Genomic DNA, 20,882 nt, shown 5'->3' with positions numbered 1-20,882 from the left:
GTCATTGCCAGTGCATTGTGGGTAAATGGTGACAATACTATCGCATCTCATCCGGTGCAGCGGTACCTGTAATAGACAGGCCCGATTTCAACACCGAGGCGACAGCACGCACCAGCCCAAGTCTGGCAATAGTCAATTCTCCATTTTTATCGTTAACAAAACGTAATTCTGGAGACTCTTTACCTTTATTCCAGTGCGCGTGGAAGGCGCTGGCAAGATCGTAAAGGTAAAATGCGATCCGATGAGGCTCCTGGGACAGTGCCGCGGCCTCGATAATACGCGGATATTCTGCCAGTTTGGCAACCAGCTGAAGCTCGTTCGAATCAGAGATGTTGCCGTCGATGGCACCAGCGAGATCGACGGTTGCGAAATCGATATCCGGAAACGCCGCGCTCGCCTGGCGAAATACCGACATGCAGCGCGCATGGGCGTACTGCACATAAAAGACTGGATTATCCTTCGACTGTTCTGTCACCTTGGCAAAGTCGAAGTCCAGCGGCTCAGAACTCTTGCGGTAGATCATCATGAAGCGCACCGAATCGCGGCCGACCTCTTCAACGACATCCCGCAGCGTGACGAAATCACCCGACCGCTTCGACATCTTCACGGGTTCGCCATCGCGGGAGAGCTTGACCAACTGGCACAGCAATACCGTCAGTTTCGAAGCGCCGCCGGATACAGCCCGCGCCACAGCCTCCAGCCGCTTGACGTAGCCGCCATGGTCAGCGCCGAGAACATAGATCATCTCGTTGAAGCCGCGATCGAACTTATCCTTGAAATAGGCAACGTCGGCAGCGAAATAAGTATAGGAACCGTCCGACTTGATCAGCGGCCGGTCGATATCGTCGCCAACTTCGGTCGAGCGGAACAGCGTCTGCTCGCGGTCTTCCCAATCTTCTGGCAACTGCCCCTTCGGTGGCGGCAACGTACCCTTGTAGACGTGGCCCTTGAAGGTCAGGTCGTTGATGGCGTTACGAATGCGCGTTGCACCGTCCGCATGTAGCGTGCGTTCGGAGAAGAATACGTCATGGTGCACGTTGAGAGCAGCCAGGTCCTCGCGGATCATCACCATCATCGCAGCGATGGTACGCTCCTTGACGAGCGGCATCCACTTGTCTTCGGGCATGATCCGCAGGCTTGAGCCGTATTCAGCGACCAGCGCCTCTCCGACCGGCACGAGATAATCGCCAGGGTAGAGCCCCGCCGGAATCTCGCCGATCTTTTCGCCCAGTGCCTCGCGATAGCGCAGAAAGGCAGAGCGGGCGAGCGTGTCGATCTGCGAGCCGGCATCGTTGATGTAATATTCCTTTGTCACCTCGTAACCGGCGAACTCAAGCAGGTTGGCAAGCGTATCGCCGACAACGGCGCCGCGGCAATGGCCAACATGCATCGGGCCGGTCGGGTTGGCCGAGACATATTCGACATTGACTTTGCGGCCGGCCCCAACAGCACTCTTGCCGTATTCGGTGCCTTCAGCGACCATCACGGTCAGCAGCTTTTGCCAGTAAGCGACCGAAAGCTTGACGTTGATGAAGCCAGGGCCAGCGACAGAAACGCCAATGACTTCCGGGTCTTCCTGCAGCTTGGCGACGATCTGGTCAGCCAGTGCGCGCGGATTGGTGCCGAGCGGCTTGGCCAGCACCATTGCGGCGTTGGTCGCAACATCGCCATGGCTGGCATCGCGTGGCGATTCCACGCTGATTCGGCTGAAATCCAGCGATGATCGGTTTTCACGCACGATATCAAGCGCTTCCAGAACGTTTTTAATTCTTGATCCGAAGTCAGTGAAAAGATTCATAACACCCATCCGCTCAGCTTCGCCCGAAGGCGCAAGGCCGCGTTCCTATCGTTCACATCACCGGCAGCCCGATATGCTTGATGCTGCCGCCAACCGGCGCGGTGACTACCGCAAATCAGGGGTATGGTCAAACAAACGCCTGTGCACGGAAATTGCGTAAGTATCGGTCATCCCGGCCAGGTAGTCGCCGACATGGCGGGCCTTGGCCGGTTCCGCCATACCCGGGATCTGGTCAATCCAGTAGTGTTTCTGCATCTCACGCGGATCGGCCATGAAGGCCTTGTAGAGATCGGTGACGATCAGCGCAGCGTCCTTGCGCACCCGCATGACATCGGGATGGCGGTATATCCGCGTCATCAGCATTGTCTTGATCTGCTTGTCCGTTTCCGCCATGGCCTGCGAGAAGGTCGCAATCACCCTGCCGGCATTGCGCACGTCGGCAGCACTTTGTGGGCGAATATCCTTGAGATTGTCCTGCGCAACGGTGATCACGTCCTCGACCATCGCAGTAATCTGCCGGCGCATGATTTCATGGGTGAAGCGGCTGGCTTCCAGCCCTGGATAACGATCGCCGACCTCGCGCATCAGCCCGGCGAGAAACGGTATCTCCTCCAGCATCTCGAACGTGAGGTAACCCGAGCGCAGCCCATCATCGATATCGTGGGTGTTGTAGGCGATATCGTCGGCAATCGCGGCGACCTGAGCCTCTAGGCTGGCAAAACTGGCGAGTTCCAGATCGTGCAGCGCGCAATAGTCGAGAATGGGCTGAGGTACCGGACCGCGCGTCCCCTCGCCGTTCGCGGCCACCAGCGGGCCGTTGTGCTTGACCAACCCTTCCAGGCTATCCCATGTCAAATTGAGGCCATCGAACTCGGCATAGCGGCGCTCCAGTTTCGTGACGATCCGCAGCGACTGCGCATTGTGGTCGAACCCGCCATAGGGCGCGAGCATCTCATGCAGCGCATCCTCGCCGGTATGACCAAACGGGGTGTGTCCGAAATCATGAACCAAGGCGACGCCTTCGGCGAGATCTTCGTCCAGCCGCATGGCTCTGGCCAGCGCGCGGGCGATCTGCGCCACCTCGATCGTGTGGGTCAGCCGGGTGCGATAGTGATCGCCATCCGCAGCGATGAAGACCTGGGTCTTGTGCTTCAGCCGGCGGAAAGCCGTCGTGTGAACAATGCGGTCGCGGTCGCGCTGGAAATCGGAGCGCGTCGGGCTGCCGGCTTCAGGATACAGCCGGCCGCGGCTGGCCCATGGATCCGAGGCAAAAATCGCGCGTTCACCGGCACCGAAACCAAGCGCATGTCTATCCAATGTCATTTCCCGTTCAGCATCCCATTGACGCGGTATTAAAGCCTTCATACCTATAGTAGGCGCTGCAGGAAAGCACCGAGTGGAAATCGCTCGTGACCTTGTATAAAAACAAGGATTTGCCGCGCAACTGGCCCTTCCCGTCCGTCGGCACAACTTAGACAACGGGTGACGTAAACAGCGAATCTCTCCGGTTCTTGACCCCGGTAGGAGGTAGATATGACTATAGATACCGTAACTCTCTCGGACTCGGCGGCAAAACGCATTGCCGTGATCCTGAAATCGGATGCCGAGAAAAAGGCCATGCGCGTTTCCGTCGAAGGCGGCGGATGTTCCGGCTTTTCCTACAAGTTCGACCTGGTCGGCGATGCCGACGACGACGACCTTATCCTCGAAAAGGGCGAGGCCAAAGTTCTGATCGACAGCATGTCGCTGGTCTATATGAGCGGCTCCGAAATCGATTTCGTCGATAACCTGCTCGGCCAGTCGTTTCAGATCAAGAATCCGAACGCGGTTGCAAGCTGCGGATGCGGCACCAGCTTCTCGGTCTGACGGCCAGATCTTGCCCTAGAGATAGGGCGACCCCAGCCAGAATATCTTGTTGAGCAAGCGTGTCGTAAACGGCTTGGCGCGCAGACCGGCCAGCGTCACAGGCTGGGCGTTGCTCAAAACGGCCTGTAGTCTGTGCCCGACGGCGCCAGCAAATCCGGCATCCAGCACCTCCAGATCGATCTCGAAATTGAGCCGCAGCGAGCGTGGATCGAGATTGGAAGAGCCGACATAGGCCCAGCGGTCATCGACCGTCATCAGCTTGGAGTGATTGAAGGCACCCGTGGAACGCCAGATGCGGCAGCCGCCCCTCAAGGTCTGGTCGAACTGCGCCGTCATCGCCCGATCCACCAGCACAAGGTTGTTGACGGCAGGCACGATGATATCGACCTCGACCCCGCGCATCGCCGCTGTCACAAGCGCGCTGATCAGTTCCCGGTCAGGCAGGAAATAGGGCGACATGATACGGATGTTGCGCCTGGCGACGGAAAAGGCCCCCATCATCATCTTGTGATTGGATTCGTTGGCACGGTCCGGTCCGGAGGGTACGGCCCGTATCAGCACGGTGGGTTTCTGCAACGGCGGCGCCACCGAGATTTTCCACGCTGGCCCATCCAGCGCTTCGCGGCTGGAAAACCGCCAGTCTTCGGACGCCACCTGGAAAAGGTCGGCGACGACCGGACCCGACACGCGAAAATGCGTGTCGCGCGCCTGCCCTTCTCCGGCAAACTCGCCGGTAAAACCCGAGCGGATGTTCATGCCCCCGGTAAAGGCGACCGAGCCATCGACGACGAGGATCTTCCGGTGAGTCCGCAGGTTGGCATAGGGCAACCGCAGCCCCATGATGATGTTGCCGTTGAAGACTTTGACGGTGACGCCGCCTTGCTGCAGGTAACCGACAATGCTTGGCACCGAGTAGCGCGCACCGACGGCATCGATGAGCACCCGAACGGCGACACCGCGTTTGGCAGCCGCGATCAAGGCATCGGCGAATCGTAATCCGATCGGATCGCGATCGAAAATATAGGTTTCGAGAAGGATGGAGCGCGCCGCGCCACCGATCTGCTCCAGCATCATTGGATAGGCGATATCGCCGCCTTCCAGCATCGTGATGCCGTTGCCGCCGCACATGCGATGCCGGCTGACACGATCCCCGAGCAGTTTCATCGCGCCGAATCGCTGCCCGAACCGCTCGGCAACCAGCGCGCTGGAAATATCGAACTTGCCCATGGCGTCCGGTCCGCGCTCGCGGAACAGCGACCGCTGCTGTCCGATCGACGAGCGGCGGATGCGGTTGATGCCGGCAACCGCGTAGATCAACGCACCGATGATCGGCGATAGCAGGATGACGCCAACCCAGCCAAGGGCCGAGCGCACCTCGTCCTTGGTCATCGTTGCGTGAATGGCAGCCGGCACGCCAAGGATAATGGAAAGCGCCGCGAGGATGTGCGGCCAGTAGGTTGTGAGCAAATCGATCATGCACGGACTATAACGGGCCGGGATCAGGAAGCAATTCGGGGGCACTCTACACGTCTTTCTGCCGCATCGGGTTTGTGAAAAAGCTGCACTGGCGCTAAAAGCAGAACTGGCGCCTGCGCCGTCAGCCGAAAGGACGTCATCCGTATGAAAATCGTTACCTGGAACATTAACGGCGTTCGGGCCCGCATCCACGTCCTCGTGGCCTGGCTGAAAGAATCGCAGCCCGATATCGTTTGCCTCCAGGAAATCAAGACGATGGACGAAGGCTTTCCACGCGCCGAGATCGAAGCGCTTGGCTACCATGTCGAGACGCATGGCCAAAAAGGCTTCAACGGCGTCGCCATCCTGTCGAAGCTCAAGCCGGACGAAATCAACCGCGGCCTGCCGGGCGACGATACGGACGAGCAGTCCCGGTTCATCGAAGGGGTATTTTCCGTCAAGGGCGGCGCAATCCGCGTCTGCTCGCTCTATCTGCCCAACGGCAATCCGGTCGAAACGGAAAAATTTCCCTATAAACTATCCTGGATGGAGCGGCTGAACGCCTTTGCGCAAAGCCGGCTCGCGCTGGAAGAGCCGCTGATTCTCGCTGGCGACTACAACGTCATTGCCGAGCCGCACGATTGCTGGGACGTCAAGGTCTGGCAGAACGATGCACTTTACCAGCCGCGTAGCCGTCAGGCGTTCCGCCGGCTCGAAAATCTGGGATTTGCCGACGCCGTCCGTTCAACAACAGATGCTGCGCCGCTCTATACGTTCTGGGATTACCAGGCCGGTTGCTGGCCAAAGAACTTTGGGATCCGTATCGATCACCTGATGCTGTCGCCGGAAGCGGCGGACAGATTGATCTCGACAGATATCGAGAAGCACGTGCGCGCTTGGGAAAAGCCATCCGATCACGTTCCGGTGGCGGCGCAATTCAATTTTGCTGCTTGAAAAGGGCTGACGCCTTTAAGGCTCAATCGCTGTCGCTGTCGAGATGAATGCTGTGCGACATGGCGACGGCCTTGCGGCGATCGTCTTCGGCAGCAATCGAGAAGGCCTGCTCCTGCAGGGCTTGCAGCCAGGGCCTTTCCTTGGGGGTACACTGGTCAAGTGCTGCGGTCATGTAGGCCAGCCCACGCGCCGTCTGGCCTTCCTGGAAGATCACATTGCCGAAAACACCCATGGCACCGGCGTGACCGTTCTTGCGGGCACGGTTAAGCCATTTCTTCGCCTGCTGAACATTGACGCTGCCGCCGTCGCCGGACAGAAGCATCTTCGCAAGCTGGAACTGTGCCTCGGGAACACCGAAGGTGGACGCGGCCTGAAAATAAAGCTGGCGCGCCTGGCTGAGATCGCTTTTGACGGGGCTGTCGGGAATGCCGCGACGATAATAACCGGCCAGCGAAATCAGCGCATTGACAAAGTATCCGGTGTCCTCGGAACCCGGCTCGACGCCCTTCTCGGCAATCTCGTTATAGATCTTGAAGGCTTCGAGGTCGTTTTCAGCCACGCCGTCGCCATAGGCATACATATTGGCAAGTGCCCAGCGGGAGCCCGTATGGCCCTTTTCGGCAGCATAGCGGTAAGCTTCGACTGCCTCGTCCTTGCGGCCATTCTTGTAGGCGGAAAAACCGAACTTGAAGAGGGCGAAAGGTCCCGATTCCTTGGTGATTCCGGCGTTGGGATCGAACGCATAGGCCATGCGGTGCTCAGCGGCCAGCGTGAGCGCTACACTCAGAACAAGAAACGTCAACGACCGGTAAGCGCGTATCAGCATGATAGTCTATTTCTTCCGTTCAAACCCAAGATCCGGTCCACAAAAGTTCCCAATAAGCCCCTGCCGAAAGCGCCGCACAGACTGGCATCTCCAAGACAGTACCCAGCGTTTCCGGCAAGAGTGCGGCCCATCCCGGCCGCACCATACGTCTCACAGATACCTACCCTGCCAAACAGCCAATAAAAGCTGCTTCGAAGTTTCGTAACATCATGGGAGACATGGATTTTTTCGAAAACGCGATGACTCATCTACCCTCAAACGCCGCATGCTCAAAACCTACCGGCGCATTTGTCAAGTCCATCGGTGCTCCCAGTTTGTGGCGGGAAATAGACACAATCGCCAGCCAGCAGGCTGTCACAGAGTATAGAAAGAATGTGTTGCTGAATCGTCACAAAACGTGATGCCGGAAGCACAGAATTGTCCGTGAGCGCCATTGAAATTAATGGTCACGAAACCCGGGTTAGAGACGCGCTCTGCGGTCCATTCCGCGCAGATGCAAACGCATGGGCGCTGAAGTCAGGGACACATCTTTCTTCACGAATGCCAGCGCATACCAAAATGGCCCGATGCGAGCATCGAGCCATTGTTTTACTCTGTTTCCAACGATCAGAACTTGACCTTCAGCGAGGTCGAAATGGCGGTCACGATATCATTGCCAAAATCGTATTTCACATCTTCACCGACGGAGCTACCGCTGGTGAGAAGGCCGACTGCGCCCGCGAGACGCAATTCGACGTTTTCGGTCGGCGAATAGGATACGCCGGTTCCAAGCGTCCAACTGTCAGTCTGGTTGCCGTAGCCATGGCTGGTACCACGGTCCCAGGTCAGGCTGGCCGCGCCGCTCCACTGATCGTTGAACTTGTGACCAACACCGCCGGTCACTGTCCAACCGTCGCGATAGAGAAGAACAAGGCTGGTTGGAAGGTTGCGCGGATCAACGGTGCTGTTCGGAGTGACCTGAATGACCTGCAGTTGGCTCCAGTCGGTCCACTTGACCGATCCGAAGACGAGCCAACCTGGGGCTACACCGGATTGAACCTTGAGTTCCAGAGAGTCCGGCATCGACGCGAAGCTGGATACGTCGTACTTCGTGCCCGGAACGGTGCCGATAACTGCGCCGCCAGCGTTGCGGACCGGCAATCTAACTCCGGTGAGATCGACTGTACCGCCCAGATCGTCGAGATCCACCGCACTGTTGTAAACGAGGCTCGCCCGAAATGCATATTCGGGGATTTCATAGGCTGCGCCAGCGCGCCAACCCCAGCCGCTCCCATCCAAATCCAATCGGCCAACGCCGTCAAACCCTGGAGCCACGAAAGGGCTGACAAAGCGTTCCTTGAAACCGCCAACTTCCTGGTAAAAGCCACCACCGATTATGCGGAACTGCCCTTTGCCCGCATCCCATTTATAGGAGCAGGTGGCCGCGTAGTTGTCGCTCTCGATCTTGGTTTCAATATTGTCGTTGGCACCCGCCCAGCTTGAGCCCGGGTTGGTATGCGCACCCCATGGCTGCGAATAGTCTGCCATGCAGTCGATGCTGTCGCCGAAACCGGCCTTCACGCCGATGCGCGGCACCCAATACCCTTCAGTTTCACCAACACCATTGGTCTGACCGCCGCCAACACCATTGGAACCAAGGCCGTTCGCCGGATTGACGTCCACCACATTATCAAGCTCGCGTTGCGGATTGACGTATGTGGCCGCGGCCTCAGCGGCATAGGTCGATGGATCGAACAGCAGGTCAATATTGTAGCCGCCGCGCTCGAGACCGCCGGCACTTGCGGCCGTGCTCGTCAAAAGTACAGCAACCGCCGCCGTGATCGTCGCCTTGATTTTCGTGTGGATCATCCGTTTCCCCCCTGAACACAGATCATTGGCCGACGCGAACGCCGACCTGTCGAAAAGAACTATCGACTGCGAATGGCGAATGGCAAATACCTAGATTTCGCAATTGGACACATCAGCGCAACAAAAATTTACGTAAGAAAATCCAGATTCGCGTGAAAATGAGAAGATGGGGTAAATAATTTTACCTTTGCATCAAGAAATCGCCGAAAAAGGAATAATCCTCCATAAATCACCGCAACTGTAACTTCGACACAACAATGCCATTTTTTGGCCCCCAGGCGCGGCGTGGAAGACATGAGCAGACGCAGAGGGCACGTTTTCGGGCGTCAGAGGCTCTGCGGCACGGAAAAATAGAATCAATAAAACAGAAAAAGGCGGCCGAAACCGCCTTTTATGATCATTTTCAAATATATATCAGTGGCATAAGCATGCTGAACAGCATGCTTCCCCGTAGCTGCTTCACCCTCAAACGGCGTCAGCGACCGTCGCCAACGCGACGGCGAGAGATGCCTTCTGGCCATCGAGTTCAGCCAGGCGTTCACGCTCGGCATCGACCACATCCGGGCGGGCGTTGGAGACGAACTTCTCGTTCGACAGCTTGCCGAGGATGCGCTCGCGCTCCTGCTCGACCTTGCCGATCGCCTTTTCCAGCCGCAGCTTTTCAGCCGACAGATCGACCAGGCTGCCGAGGGGAAGGCACACCGTTGCCTCGCCAACGACGATCTGCGCGCTCCCCTTCGGCGCAGCCGCCGCAAGATCGATCGCATCGACACGCGCCAATCGGCGGATCGCCGCGGCATGGCGTTCCAGGCGTTCCTTTGTCACCATGCTGGCTTCAACGACAACCAGGGGCGCGATCGCAGCCGGCGGAACATTCATTTCCGAACGGACAGACCGGATGCCCGACACCAGGTCGATCAGCCAGTTGATCTCACCGGCAGCAGCGTCATCGGCATAAGATGCGGCCGGCCAGTCTGCGTGGCAGAGCAGGCCGTCGCGTGCCGTGCCTTCGCCTGCGGTCTGGGCCCAAAGCTCTTCCGTCATGAAGGGCATGAACGGATGCAGGAGCTTGTAGGTCTCATCGAGGATATAGGCAACGCAGGCCCGCGATTCGGCCTTTGCGGCCTCATCATCGCCGCCGAAAACGGGCTTCAGCAGTTCCAGATACCAGTCGCAGACCTGGTTCCAGACGAACCGGTACAGGCTGCCCGCAGCTTCATTGAAACGGTAGTTCTCGATCGCCTCGGTGACGTCGCGGATCGTGCGCGACAGCTCGGTGAGTATCCAGCGGTTGATCGTCAGCGAAGATGTTTCGGGCACGAATTTCGGATCGTTGGCGACACCGTTCATGCCAGCAAAGCGCGTGGCGTTCCAGAGCTTGGTACCGAAATTGCGGTAGCCGGCGATACGGGCCGGATCGAGTTTCACGTCTCGCCCCTGCGCCGCCATGATCGCCAGCGTGAAGCGCAGCGAATCGGCGCCATACTCGTCGATCAGGTCGAGCGGATCGATGACGTTGCCCTTGGACTTCGACATCTTCGCGCCGTTCTTGTCGCGAACCAAGGCGTGAATATAGACGGTGTGGAAGGGTTCCACCGGATTTCCGGCATCGTCCTTCATGAAGTGCAGGCCCATCTGCATCATCCGGACAACCCAGAACGGGATGATGTCAAACCCGGTCACCAGAACATTCGTCGGATAATATCTTTCCAGCTCCGGCGTCTTGTCGGGCCAGCCCAGCGTCGAGAATGGCCAGAGGGCCGAAGAAAACCACGTGTCGAGAACATCTTCGTCGCGCGTCAAAATTTCGCCCGGCCGGAAGTTCTCCAGCAGATCCTCGACATAGGCCTTCATTGGCCCTTCATGCGAGAGATAATGCTGAATGGCCGCATGCAGCGCTTCTTCTTCACTCTTCTCGACGAAAACCTGGCCATCCGGGCCATACCAAGCCGGTATCTGGTGTCCCCACCAAAGCTGCCGGGAAATGCACCAAGGCTCGATGTTTTCCAGCCACTGGAAATAGGTCTTTTCCCAGCTCTTCGGAACGAACTGCGTGCGGCCCTGCCGAACCGAGGCAATGGCCGGCTTGGCCAGCGTCTTGTTGTCGACCCACCATTGTTCTGTCAAACGAGGCTCGATCGGTACACCGCCGCGGTCGCCGTGCGGAACCGTATGCTGGTGCGGCTCGATCTTGTCGAGAAGGCCACGCTCCTCGAACATCGTGACGATCGCCTTGCGCGCAGCAAAGCGCTCGACGCCATCGAGCGCCGAGACAACGGCCTCCAGCTCGTCGGTGGCCGGCAGGCCTTCGAGAAAATCCTCGTTGCCGGCAAGCGTCAAATGGCCCTCGATCGTCAGGATGTTGACCTGGCGGAGATGACGGCGCTTGCCGACCTCGAAGTCGTTGAAGTCGTGGGCCGGCGTCATCTTGACGGCGCCGGTTCCGGCCGTCGGATCAGGATATTCGTCGGCGACGATCGGGATGAGACGGCCGACCAGCGGCAGAACGACATGCTTGCCGACGATCGCCTTGTAGCGCTCGTCGTCGGGGTGAACGGCAATGCCGGTATCGCCCAGCATGGTTTCCGGCCGGGTCGTCGCCACGACCAGATAGTCGCGCGTTTCCCATTCCGTCGCCTTGCCGTCCTCGTCGAAGGCGATGGGGTGCTGATAGGTGACGCCGTCTTCCAGCGGATAGCGCAGATGCCAGAGACTGCCTTTCATCTCGACCTGCTCGACTTCCATATCGGAGATCGCGGTCAACAGCTTCGGGTCCCAGTTGACCAGCCGCTTGTCCTTGTAGATCAGGCCGTCCTTGTAGAGCGAGACGAAGACTTCGAGGACGGCTTTCGAAAGCCCCTCGTCCATGGTGAACCGTTCGCGCGACCAGTCGCAGGAGGCGCCGAGACGTTTGAGCTGATTGAAGATCAGACCACCGGATTCGGCTTTCCACTCCCAGACCTTGTCTATGAAGGCCTCACGGCCCATCTCGCGGCGGTGCAACTGCTGTTCCATCAGCTTGCGCTCGACGACCATCTGCGTGGCGATGCCGGCATGGTCCATGCCGGGCTGCCAGAGCACGTCCTTGCCGCGCATGCGCTCGAAGCGGACCATGATGTCCTGCAGCGTATTGTTCAGCGCGTGGCCCATATGCAGGGAGCCCGTGACGTTTGGCGGCGGGATGACCACGCAGAAGCTCTCGGCGCCCGGTTTTGCCCCTGCACCTGCACGGAAGGCGTCCTCGTCATCCCAAATCTTGGCGATGCGCGGTTCGACAGCGGCGGAATCATAGGTTTTTTCAAGCATTTTGGAGCCAAACTTGCTGATTGATATCGGTGGTTTGTAAATCTGAACGGGGCATTGCTGTCAACAATAACAGCAAAAAAGCCGCCAGTGTGATTGCTGGCGGCTTTGCAGGGAAGAAATGCGTGGTCTAACGCCTCGGACCGCGCGCAACGCGCTCGATTTCCTCGCGCACGAGCCGCTCGACGAGCGTCGGCAGGTTGTCGTCGAGCCATTCGTGCAGCATCGGGCGCAGCATGTCTTCGGCGATTTCATCGAACGAACGGCGGGAGCTGCTATCGACAGCGAGGGCCAGATCGCCAAAGGAGCGCGCGACCTGTTCGCCGACGGCAGGCGAAACAAGCGCCGCAACATCCTTTTCCGTCACGATGGACAGCGGCTGGCGCAGCGCAGGCGCCTGTTCAAAAGGAACGGCAACGGGTTCAACCGCTTCATTGCGCACTTCGGGAGCAACAATCGGCTGAACCACGGAAACCGTGGGTGCCGCTGCCGTCTCCGGCTTGCTCTCAGCCTGCAAAGGCAAGGACGATGGTGCCATACGTGATGTGACCATCGGATTATCGGATTTGGCACGGGGCGCGGCAGGCTGGTTTTCCGGCTCGCGAAACGGTGCCGAATGCCGCTCAGAGGCTGCCCGAACGCGCGCGGCGACATCGGCAAGCGACATTGGCGGCGCGGCTACAGCTGGTTTTGCGTTGACGTCTTCAAACGCACGCACCGGGGGTTCGGCGGGGGTAGAATGCTTTTGCTCCTCGTCTTCGAACTCTTTTGCAAGAACCTCGTCGTCGATCGTCAGGTGAATGTCTTCGGCGGCTTCGTCCTCGTCATAGCCGCGATAGGCATTGTCCGGAGCCGGGCCGAGATCGTTGGCGGGGAAACCGGGAATGCCGGGCTCGTTGCTTTCGATGATCTTTCGAATGGACGCCAGAATTTCGTCCATCGAAGGTTCACGCGCTACATTGGGCTGTGCCATCATTATCCCCGTTTCTGCGGTCGCGCTTGATCGAAACATTGCCGCGCAGTCAGTGGCCGGACTGTATGCGAGTTCGGCGCCGAACAAAACGCTGCGAATCATCTAGTTGGAATCTTGCACAGATTTGTTGGCGGCGTCACCTATCACATGGCGGCAGCAAAAAGCCGCCCGGGCAGCATGCGCGGACGGCTCTGAAAATAGGCTGACATCAGGCGTTGCGGTCAGCGACCATCGACGGTTCTCAATCCGAACCATTTGTCTTTGACGGCTTCGTAATGTTCTTCGGCACGGTACTCGACAACCTGAAGATTCTGGCTCTGGATTGTCAGACGGCCCATGGCGGCAAGCAGCGAATAGCTGGCAACGACGGCATTGCGTTGCGATGTCACGAGGCTCTCTTCGGCAACCAGCACGCTCTGCTGCGCGTCGAGCACGTCAAGCGTCGTGCGCTGGCCAACCTTGCGTTCCTCTATGACCCCCGCCAAGGCTTGGTTTGCCGCGCCGACCTGGGACTTGTTGGCGGCAGTCGTGGCAAGGGCTGCCTCAAATTGCGCATGGGCGGTGATAATCGTCTGCTGAACTTCGGCGCGAGCCGAATCGACCAGAATGCGCTGCTGGCCCATCCGTTCCTTGGCCTGGCGGATCTGCCCGTATTCGGCACCACCCTGATAGAGCGGAACTTCAAGCCTGGCGGTGATGGAGGCGTTCGCGGAGTCGCTGCCATTATCACGATCGGTCGTGTTGCGTGACACTGATCCCTGCACCACCACACCTGGCAGCATTGTCCCTTCGGCAGACTTCACCCGGTATCCGGCGGCATCGACATTGTACTGCGCGGCGGCAATGGACGGATGATCGCGCAAACCTGCGGCAACAGCCTGATCAAGGCTTTTCGGAAGTGCTTTCGATGCCGGTGCTGGTTGCTTTATACCCTTTGGCACATCGCCGACGATCTGCACGTAGACGGCCTCGCTCTGTTTCAATTGCGCTACGGCATTGACGAGAATAGCCTGGGCTCCTGCCAGTTCCGCTTCGGCCTGGCTAACGTCGGTGCGGGTCCCCTCACCGACGTCCAGCCGTGACTTCGCGGCACTCAACTGCTCCCTGAGAAAGGCCAGGTTCTGCTTGCGAATCGACACGATGCGTTGATCGCGGGCGATGTTGGCATAGGATTGCGCCGCCGCCAAAAGGATGGAAATCTCATTTGCCTTCAACGTTTCGCGACTTGAAAATACCGTGGATTCTGCAGCCCGAACGTTGTTCAGGGTTTGAAAGCCATCGAAAATCTGTTGGGTAATGGTGATCCCGGCAGATCCGTCGGTAAAGTCTTGGTTGATAAGCGGAGTTCCGGGTCGAAAGCTCTCCTCACCCAGCCGTGTCGCTGATCCGGTCGCGGTAGCCGAGATTTGCGGACGGTAACCGGACTTGGCGATCGGCACACCTTCGTCTGTGGCGCGAAGCCCGGCACGCGCGGCATTCAAATCCGGGTTGTTCTGATAGGCCTTTGCCATTGCGGCTGAAATGGTTTCCGCAAGAACGGTATGCGGCACAAGCCACAAGGCGGAGGAAAAGGCGGCCGCCACAGCCGTTTTACGAAAAATCGACACTAAACTCACTCCAAAATAAAGGCCGGCAGGGCACATCCTATTTGCGAGAACGTGACGCTCCAGCTGTGCCGGATTTGCTTGTCACGCCTTGTCCCGTCGCGATATCGAGGAAAAATGGTCAAAGTGTCGCCTTTTTACGATCCTCATATTATTTTTAACTAATATTTAATTATAGGATTGGCAAATCGTATTTTCGCCAATCCCATGCCCACGATCAGATGTCGTGTCGTTCACTCGCAGGACGGCGTATTAAAATACAAATTCCCGCGTCAGGCGGAAACCCGGCAGCGGCTTGACGGCTGTATTGAACGCCAGGCGTTCCGAGGTCCTGCCGTTTTCACGCAGGAAGAGCTGCGCCCTCGACGCGTTGCCGAGGCCGACCACGGCAACCAGACGGCCGCCATCATTCAACTGGGTCAGCAGCGATTCCGGTATCGTTTCGACGGCACCGTGAACAAAGATCACGTCATATGGTGCACCCGCTGCATGGCCCTTTTCAAGATCGCCGCTGACCACCGAAACATTCGCGTGACCAAGGCGGCCCAAAGTTGCCGACGCCTCCGACACAAGGGCGGCATCACTTTCAAGCGCCACGACCGAGGCTGCAAGTTCCGACAGGATTGCCGACGCATACCCGGTTCCGCAGCCGATCTCGAGAACCTTGTCATCCTTGGAAATTGCCGCCAGCTGAAACAGCTTTGCCAAAGGCGACGGTTCCATCAGGTACCGCCGACCGCCGGCAGCGTCTGCCGACAACTCTATATCGCTATCGATATAGGCGAGCGGCTTCAGTGCAGCAGGCACGAATTCTTCTCTGGGTACTGACAGGAATGCCGCGAGAACGGCGTGCGATGTCACATCCGTGGTGCGGATCTGATTATCGACCATCTTGATGCGTGCTGCTTCGAAATTCATCTTGCCTGCCTTTGTGATCCGGATCGTCTTCCGGCGTGTGCGCGCTTTTTGGCTTGCGCAGATAAAACAACCCGGTGGCGCTTCAGCTGTCCGGGCAGGGCAAGCTCATAAATCCGCGCATCTACCGTTTCAAGCTATGGAATGCAGTTCTTGCAAAAAAGCAAGCTTCACAACAGCCGGTTCGCATATTCTGCCCTTCCCGTGGGCAAGAAATTTGGGCAGATTCGCAGCATCGACGCGAATCACCGGAAGTGGAGATCGATAAAGTGGCAGGACGTTTCAAACAGCCAAATCATTTCACGTCCCAGCTTCTCCTTCTATCGGCCAGCGCGTTGGTTTCCGTCTCAAGCTTGAGCAGCGCAGTGGCGGCTGAAACGATTTTCGACGAACTGCGCTTTGGTGCCAGTGCGTCGCTTAGCAACGGCAACTCTTCTGAGCCCGGCATCTTCCCGTCCGCCACCATCTTCTTCGATCCGTTGTCGAGCGGCACTGCGACGACATGGCAGCAGACAATTCTGGAACCAAGGATCTATCTTGGCGCCTCGGTTGGTACCGGCGATGGAGTGGATCAGATCTTTGGCGGCTTCAGCTGGACCGCCGACATCACCAGCCGCCTGTTCGTTGAACTTGGGCTTGGCGGAACCGTTCACAATGGCAAGCTGGACGGCAGCAACGGCAAGGGCCCGGATCTCGGGTGCCGCCTGCTCTTTCGCGAACAGATCGCGCTCGGTTATCGCGTCACGGACAATTGGCAAATCCTCGCGACAGCCGACCATTCGTCGCATGCCAATCTCTGCGATGGGCCGAACGATGGCCTCAGCCATGCCGGCCTTGCCATCGGCTACAAGTTCTAACCTGACTTGATCGTACCTGAGCTGCCGGCATCAGCCGGCCGGCGCGGCTTCAAGGCCAACCAATCCGATCTTGGTGTATCCGGCCCGTTGGATGAGGTTCATGACCGTCATCAGCTCACCGTAATCGACGGCCTTGTCAGCCCGCAGAAGAATGCGGGTTTCCACATTCCCCTCAGTCATGCCGTTGAGTTCGGCGACGAAACCGTCGCGATCGATTTCATTGTTCCCAAGCGCCAGGGAAAGATCCGCCTTGAGGGTGACGAAAACCGGCTTGTCTTCACGTTTCACCGGAGCAGCTGCCGATTGCGGCAGATCGACCTTCATATCGACGGTGGCAAGCGGCGCCGCCACCATGAAGATGATCAGGAGAACGAGCATGACGTCGATGAAAGGTGTGACGTTGATCTCGCTGTTTTCTTCGAGGTCGCCACTGCCTTCGCTGATTTTGCTGGCCATGTCTTATCCGATCCGCGCGATGCCGGCTTCCGAATGCACATGGCTTTCGGCCTTGCGCGGCGCCAGGCGGCGTGCCTGACGGAAATCGAGATCGCGGCTGACGAGGCGTTCGACCGCAGCCGAAGCATCGGCAAGGATGAGACGGTAGCCGCCGATCGAGCGGGCGAAATAGTTGTAGATCACGACGGCGGGAATTGCAGCGACAAGGCCGATGGCCGTTGCCAGCAGTGCCTCTGCGATGCCCGGCGCGACGATCGCCAGGTTGGTCGTCTGCGCCTTGCTGATGCCGATGAACGAATTCATTATGCCCCAGACAGTCCCGAACAGACCGACGAACGGAGAGATCGAGCCGATCGTAGCGAGAATACCGGTGCCACTGGCAATGCGCTTGCCGGCACCGGCCTCGATGCGGGAGAGCTGCGAGGAGACGCGCTCCTTAACCCCTTGAGTCGAGACCAGATCTAGTATGGCCTCCGACTTCGACAGTTCATCGCTGGCGGCCGCGATCATATCTGCAGCCGGTCCCTTTTTCACCGTGGGCGTCTCGCGCATGTCCCGCAGCACCACCGCATCGGACAAGGCACGCAGCGCCCGCTTGGCACTGCGCTTGGCGGCAGCAAGCTCGAAAGACTTGGCAAACAGGATTGCCCAGGTCGCAACCGACGCCAGGGCCAAAGCCGCCATGACAGCTTTGACGACAATATCGGCAGCCATGAACATGCCGAGCGGCGAAAGATCATGCGGCAGGACCGGGTTGGGCGCGGTCGCTTCGGCAATGTCCGGTACGGTCCCGTCCGCAGACACTGCCTGATCGTTCAACGGCGCCGCCGGCGTCGCTTCATTGGCAGGCGTGACCGGCAATACGCCAGCTTGCGGCGTAACCTGAACCGGCTGCTGTGTTTCATTGACCGTGGCAGCCGGGGCTTCCTGCGCGCGAAGCGCTCCGGCATTCGAGAACGCCAGCAGCACGGCCGCCAGCATCATCCATTTCGGCATTGCACGGTTCGGCATGACCTATCCCTACCTCGTCTTTGCCCGCCGACCCCTTGGGAGGATAAGATGGCGGGACCATGTAAATCCATCGTTTGACGGCCGGCGCCGAACGCGCCTGCATCAATTGCGGCTTCATATGACATACTATGGCTGAAAGACAAGTATTTGTGGAGTGCTTTAATCAAGAATAAACAATCTTGCAAAAATCGACGTCAGTCCGAGCAAGCCGACGGGGTAGAACGTTCATTCATTCGCTTCCCTAGCGTCGAACAGCCCTGTTCGCCAATCATAAGTCCGGTGTTGTGCCCATGGCCGCTGCAAATGCTCCTGCGCAAACACCACCCTCATGTCCGCACGATCGGCCGCATTGTCCACAGAGCGGGGGCTGGCGCCATAAATCTCGACCGCCCCCGTGCGGCGCAAACTGTGGCCGCTCAGCAACAGCGCTCCGGAGCGGCAGGTGCGAAACCGCAGCCGAACCGGCGTCACGACGATATCAGCCTCTTCGCAGGCGATGCCGATGAAACGCGCATCGTCAACGGTGACGATACGCCAGCCTTGCTGCGCCATCGCTGCACACCACTGCTTTGCAACGCAGACAAAACGTCCGGGTACCGCGTCCGCCAAAAGCCTGCGGATGACCGCGCGTGCCGCACCCGTGTCGATTGGAGGCTTTGTTTTCCTTGCGTCGGCCGCTTGTCCACCGCTTGATGCTGGTTCAACGGCGTCCCTGATCGCCAGTTCAGGCCGTTGCTGCGGCTGTCGATGATCCTTGAGGCGCAGAGCGCGCTGCCATTGGGAAAATACAAAATCCGGAGGCTTGGTCCGGTTACTGGCTGCCTCCGCTTGCCTGATCATGGCCACCAGGCGACCATCTTCGGCGATCACGATATCCGGGCGAACAACCGCACTTGTCGAGGTCACCACAAGACCGGCGGCGATGATCAAGAGGCCGGATGCGGCGAGCCATGTCCGGAACAGGCAGGCCAAAACACCACCGGCGGCAATCAGCATGAAGGCGTGATCCGGAATGCGGCCGGTTGTCACCTCGCCGCCCCAGGAGGACACCATCCGCGCAATGGATATCATCCACTCGAGCCCCTGCCCCATGACCAGCAAGGGGTAACGATCAAGACCGAACGGCATCAACAGCATGGCCAGCAAACCAAAGGGCATGACGAAAATGCTGATGATCGGCATGGCCAGCACATTGCCGATCAAACCGTAGGCCGCCAGCCTGTGAAAATGGCCTGCCGAATAAATCATCGTCGACAGGCCGCCGATCACCGAACTGAGCAGCAGGCCGGCGAAAAAGCCGCCGACTGCTTTCAATGGACCGATGCTGCGGCTTTTTGAATGAATGTCGCGGCCCGGCCGGTCGCGCCAATGGGCATAGCCTGCAACCAGAGCCAGCGTTGCCGCAAACGACATCTGGAAGCCCGGCCCCGTCACGGCCGATGGTGTAGTGACCAGGATGATCAACGCCGACAGTGCCACATTGCGCAGGCTGATCGACGGCCTGTCGAAGAACACGGCGATCAGCATGATGGAGATCATGATCCAGGATCGCACCGCCGAAACAGCGCCGCCCGAGATGAGGATATAGGCAGACACCATCACAAGCGCCCCGGCGGCAGCGAGTTTCTTGATCGGAAAACGATGGGCCAGCCCGGGCACAAGGCTCAGCAGCGTGCGCGCACCGATCAGGAAGGTTCCGGCGGCCAGAACCATGTTCAATCCGGAGATCGCCAGCACATGCGCAAGTCCCGCCTGGCGCAGCGCCTCGATCGTCGGCCGGCCGATGGCCCGTTCCTCGGCCGTGACCAGCGCTGCCGCTATTGCTCCGGCGTCGCCCCCGATCGTACCGCGAATACGCGTGCCGACGGCCTCCCGCCAGCGGGCGATCGTTTCGCCGATATCAGCACGCCAAGCGGCAATCCCGTTTCTGTCCAAGTCTTCGACGTCTGAAACAGCCTGCGGTTTTCCGTAGAAATAGCCAACAGCGCCAATACCCTTGAAATAACTGTCGAAGGCGAAATCATTGAGGCCGGGAAGGGCAGCCCCGGACGGCGGCGATAACCGCGCCCTGCCCTTGATCCCGCCGCCGATCCCGACGGGCGTTTCGCGGCTGCGGGACAAAAGCGTGACCTTGGCTGGCGGGCGTTTCAGTTCCGGCTCCGAGGTCTGGCTGACAGCGACGGTATATCGCCAATAGCCGCGATCCGTGGTTTCCCGCGCGGTGACGGTACCCCGCACCCATGTCGTCACCGGCGTGTCGAGCACTACGGTTTGCAGACGCGCGGTCTCCCATGCGGCAAGCCCCATGCCCGCGGTCAACAAAGCGGCAATGAACATGCCCGTGCGCAAAAGAGCCGGACGGTGGCGAAGCGCAAGAGCGGCCATGCCGAAAACGCACATCAGCAGTGCAAGTTTGAGATGGCCCGGCGTCTGCGGGAGCCGAAACCACACAATCGAGCCTAGACCAAGGAAGACAGGAACGAACAGCAAGGCGTGCCCGAAGGCCACTTCCTCCAATGCAGCCCGTTTCAGCTCAGCATGCCAGTGAACGGCTCGCAATCTCTTGCGCGTCGATGTAAAATCGCCGAGGTGACTGCGCCAGGCCCGGTTTTCCGGCTGTTTCGTCGCAATGTCAGGAAGGGACGAAACGCTCGCAAAGGCGTGGAGATGCCCTCTGTCGGGCTGCACACCCGGTGCCCCCCCTGGCTCCTGCCCCTGTGTCATGGATGCCGTTCCGCCCGCCCACGTCTCGCCACATTCTGCAACCCGAACGAACGAAATGCAACCGATGAGATTGGTGCACAAAAAACATGCAGAACTTTTCCACGCGGTGGAAGCCAACCAGTCTTCGAACGATTATGTCATTGGACATATAGCCCGAACGTGTAATTATTGCGTCGCCATATGCCTATTTTTGCATCGCACAATTTGCCTTTGGTTCAACTTGGCAGCCGTGAGTAAATCGGATAGCACATGGTCGGCGTTAATATCTGCGGCATAATTGTGTGCCAATTTG

The 20,882-nt window shown here is 58.8% G+C and carries 15 protein-coding genes; 3 read left to right on the top strand and 12 right to left on the bottom strand.

Translation table 11 applies throughout. From position 1 onward, the window contains the following. Window positions 1–37: 37 nt before the first annotated feature. Complete coding sequence (gene argS / locus ACP7E6_RS13415) at window positions 38–1,798, bottom strand: arginine--tRNA ligase (protein ID WP_426230221.1); 1,761 nt, start codon at window positions 1,796–1,798, stop codon at window positions 38–40. Window positions 1,799–1,903: 105 nt separating this feature from the next. Further along, a complete protein-coding gene (locus tag ACP7E6_RS13410) occupies window positions 1,904–3,121 on the bottom strand; it encodes a deoxyguanosinetriphosphate triphosphohydrolase (RefSeq protein ID WP_426230220.1) in 1,218 nt (405 codons plus the stop codon). 210 nt (window positions 3,122–3,331) lie between these two features. On the opposite strand from ACP7E6_RS13410, the gene erpA reads away from it, so the two are divergent. Beyond that, window positions 3,332–3,664 (top strand): iron-sulfur cluster insertion protein ErpA, encoded by a 333-nt coding sequence (erpA, locus tag ACP7E6_RS13405; RefSeq protein WP_113243592.1) that lies wholly within the window; start codon window positions 3,332–3,334, stop codon window positions 3,662–3,664. A gap of 15 nt (window positions 3,665–3,679) precedes the next feature. Here erpA and ACP7E6_RS13400 read toward each other — a convergent pair whose 3' ends face one another. After that, window positions 3,680–5,140, bottom strand: a complete 1,461-nt coding sequence (locus ACP7E6_RS13400; RefSeq protein WP_426230219.1) for a phospholipase D-like domain-containing protein — start codon at window positions 5,138–5,140, stop codon at window positions 3,680–3,682. Window positions 5,141–5,284: 144 nt separating this feature from the next. Here ACP7E6_RS13400 and xth point away from each other — a divergent pair, with 144 nt between their 5' ends. After that, window positions 5,285–6,073 (top strand): exodeoxyribonuclease III, encoded by a 789-nt coding sequence (gene xth, locus ACP7E6_RS13395; protein WP_426230218.1) that lies wholly within the window; start codon window positions 5,285–5,287, stop codon window positions 6,071–6,073. 22 nt (window positions 6,074–6,095) lie between these two features. Here the strand turns inward: xth and exoR are convergent, their stop codons facing one another. The 6 genes from exoR to ACP7E6_RS13365 all read right to left on the bottom strand — a co-directional run bounded on the left by exoR (window position 6,096) and on the right by ACP7E6_RS13365 (window position 15,545). Further along, window positions 6,096–6,899 carry an exopolysaccharide production regulator ExoR gene (gene exoR, locus ACP7E6_RS13390; protein ID WP_426230217.1) on the bottom strand — a complete coding sequence of 268 codons (804 nt, stop codon included), beginning with the start codon at window positions 6,897–6,899 and terminating at the stop codon, window positions 6,096–6,098. A gap of 606 nt (window positions 6,900–7,505) precedes the next feature. Continuing rightward, window positions 7,506–8,747 carry an OmpP1/FadL family transporter gene (locus tag ACP7E6_RS13385; protein ID WP_426230216.1) on the bottom strand — a complete coding sequence of 414 codons (1,242 nt, stop codon included), beginning with the start codon at window positions 8,745–8,747 and terminating at the stop codon, window positions 7,506–7,508. Between the two features lie 465 nt (window positions 8,748–9,212). Further along, complete coding sequence (locus ACP7E6_RS13380) at window positions 9,213–12,053, bottom strand: valine--tRNA ligase (protein WP_426230215.1); 2,841 nt, start codon at window positions 12,051–12,053, stop codon at window positions 9,213–9,215. A gap of 127 nt (window positions 12,054–12,180) precedes the next feature. Next, window positions 12,181–13,023 carry a DUF2497 domain-containing protein gene (locus ACP7E6_RS13375; RefSeq protein WP_426230214.1) on the bottom strand — a complete coding sequence of 281 codons (843 nt, stop codon included), beginning with the start codon at window positions 13,021–13,023 and terminating at the stop codon, window positions 12,181–12,183. Window positions 13,024–13,244: 221 nt separating this feature from the next. Next, window positions 13,245–14,666, bottom strand: coding sequence for a TolC family outer membrane protein (locus ACP7E6_RS13370; RefSeq protein ID WP_426230213.1), 1,422 nt, complete (start codon window positions 14,664–14,666; stop codon window positions 13,245–13,247). A gap of 213 nt (window positions 14,667–14,879) precedes the next feature. Further along, complete coding sequence (locus ACP7E6_RS13365; protein ID WP_426230212.1) at window positions 14,880–15,545, bottom strand: protein-L-isoaspartate O-methyltransferase family protein; 666 nt, start codon at window positions 15,543–15,545, stop codon at window positions 14,880–14,882. Window positions 15,546–15,811: 266 nt separating this feature from the next. Between ACP7E6_RS13365 and ACP7E6_RS13360 the strand changes: the two genes are divergently transcribed. Then, window positions 15,812–16,399, top strand: a complete 588-nt coding sequence (locus tag ACP7E6_RS13360) for an acyloxyacyl hydrolase (protein ID WP_426230211.1) — start codon at window positions 15,812–15,814, stop codon at window positions 16,397–16,399. Between the two features lie 30 nt (window positions 16,400–16,429). Here the strand turns inward: ACP7E6_RS13360 and exbD are convergent, their stop codons facing one another. The 3 genes from exbD to ACP7E6_RS13345 form a co-directional block, all read right to left on the bottom strand. After that, on the bottom strand, window positions 16,430–16,855 hold the full coding sequence (exbD, locus tag ACP7E6_RS13355; protein ID WP_426230210.1) for a TonB system transport protein ExbD: 426 nt from the start codon (window positions 16,853–16,855) through the stop codon (window positions 16,430–16,432). Between the two features lie 3 nt (window positions 16,856–16,858). Further along, complete coding sequence (gene exbB / locus ACP7E6_RS13350) at window positions 16,859–17,866, bottom strand: tonB-system energizer ExbB (protein WP_426230209.1); 1,008 nt, start codon at window positions 17,864–17,866, stop codon at window positions 16,859–16,861. Between the two features lie 225 nt (window positions 17,867–18,091). Continuing rightward, on the bottom strand, window positions 18,092–20,590 hold the full coding sequence (locus ACP7E6_RS13345) for a ComEC/Rec2 family competence protein (RefSeq protein ID WP_426230208.1): 2,499 nt from the start codon (window positions 20,588–20,590) through the stop codon (window positions 18,092–18,094). Window positions 20,591–20,882: the final 292 nt, after the last annotated feature.

It is taken from the genome of Pararhizobium sp. DWP3-4, from assembly GCF_049898205.1.
Lineage (GTDB): Bacteria > Pseudomonadota > Alphaproteobacteria > Rhizobiales > Rhizobiaceae > Pararhizobium.
Note: the sequence above shows the minus strand (reverse complement) of the source record. Positions and strands in the feature narration are given on the sequence as shown.

Bases quoted from the DNA above. Each gene is read 5' to 3' on its own strand.
- erpA (WP_113243592.1), top strand. From the start codon at position 3,332: ATGACTATAGATACCGTAACTCTCTCGGACTCGGCGGCAAAACGCATT.
- ACP7E6_RS13380 (WP_426230215.1), bottom strand. From the start codon at position 12,053: ATGCTTGAAAAAACCTATGATTCCGCCGCTGTCGAACCGCGCATCGCC.
- ACP7E6_RS13400 (WP_426230219.1), bottom strand. From the start codon at position 5,140: ATGATCGATTTGCTCACAACCTACTGGCCGCACATCCTCGCGGCGCTT.
- argS (WP_426230221.1), bottom strand. From the start codon at position 1,798: ATGAATCTTTTCACTGACTTCGGATCAAGAATTAAAAACGTTCTGGAA.
- exoR (WP_426230217.1), bottom strand. From the start codon at position 6,899: ATGCTGATACGCGCTTACCGGTCGTTGACGTTTCTTGTTCTGAGTGTA.
- ACP7E6_RS13385 (WP_426230216.1), bottom strand. From the start codon at position 8,747: ATGATCCACACGAAAATCAAGGCGACGATCACGGCGGCGGTTGCTGTA.
- ACP7E6_RS13365 (WP_426230212.1), bottom strand. From the start codon at position 15,545: ATGAATTTCGAAGCAGCACGCATCAAGATGGTCGATAATCAGATCCGC.
- ACP7E6_RS13375 (WP_426230214.1), bottom strand. From the start codon at position 13,023: ATGGCACAGCCCAATGTAGCGCGTGAACCTTCGATGGACGAAATTCTG.
- ACP7E6_RS13345 (WP_426230208.1), bottom strand. From the start codon at position 20,590: ATGACACAGGGGCAGGAGCCAGGGGGGGCACCGGGTGTGCAGCCCGAC.
- exbB (WP_426230209.1), bottom strand. From the start codon at position 17,866: ATGCCGAACCGTGCAATGCCGAAATGGATGATGCTGGCGGCCGTGCTG.
- ACP7E6_RS13410 (WP_426230220.1), bottom strand. From the start codon at position 3,121: ATGACATTGGATAGACATGCGCTTGGTTTCGGTGCCGGTGAACGCGCG.
- exbD (WP_426230210.1), bottom strand. From the start codon at position 16,855: ATGGCCAGCAAAATCAGCGAAGGCAGTGGCGACCTCGAAGAAAACAGC.
- ACP7E6_RS13370 (WP_426230213.1), bottom strand. From the start codon at position 14,666: ATGTGCCCTGCCGGCCTTTATTTTGGAGTGAGTTTAGTGTCGATTTTT.
- xth (WP_426230218.1), top strand. From the start codon at position 5,285: ATGAAAATCGTTACCTGGAACATTAACGGCGTTCGGGCCCGCATCCAC.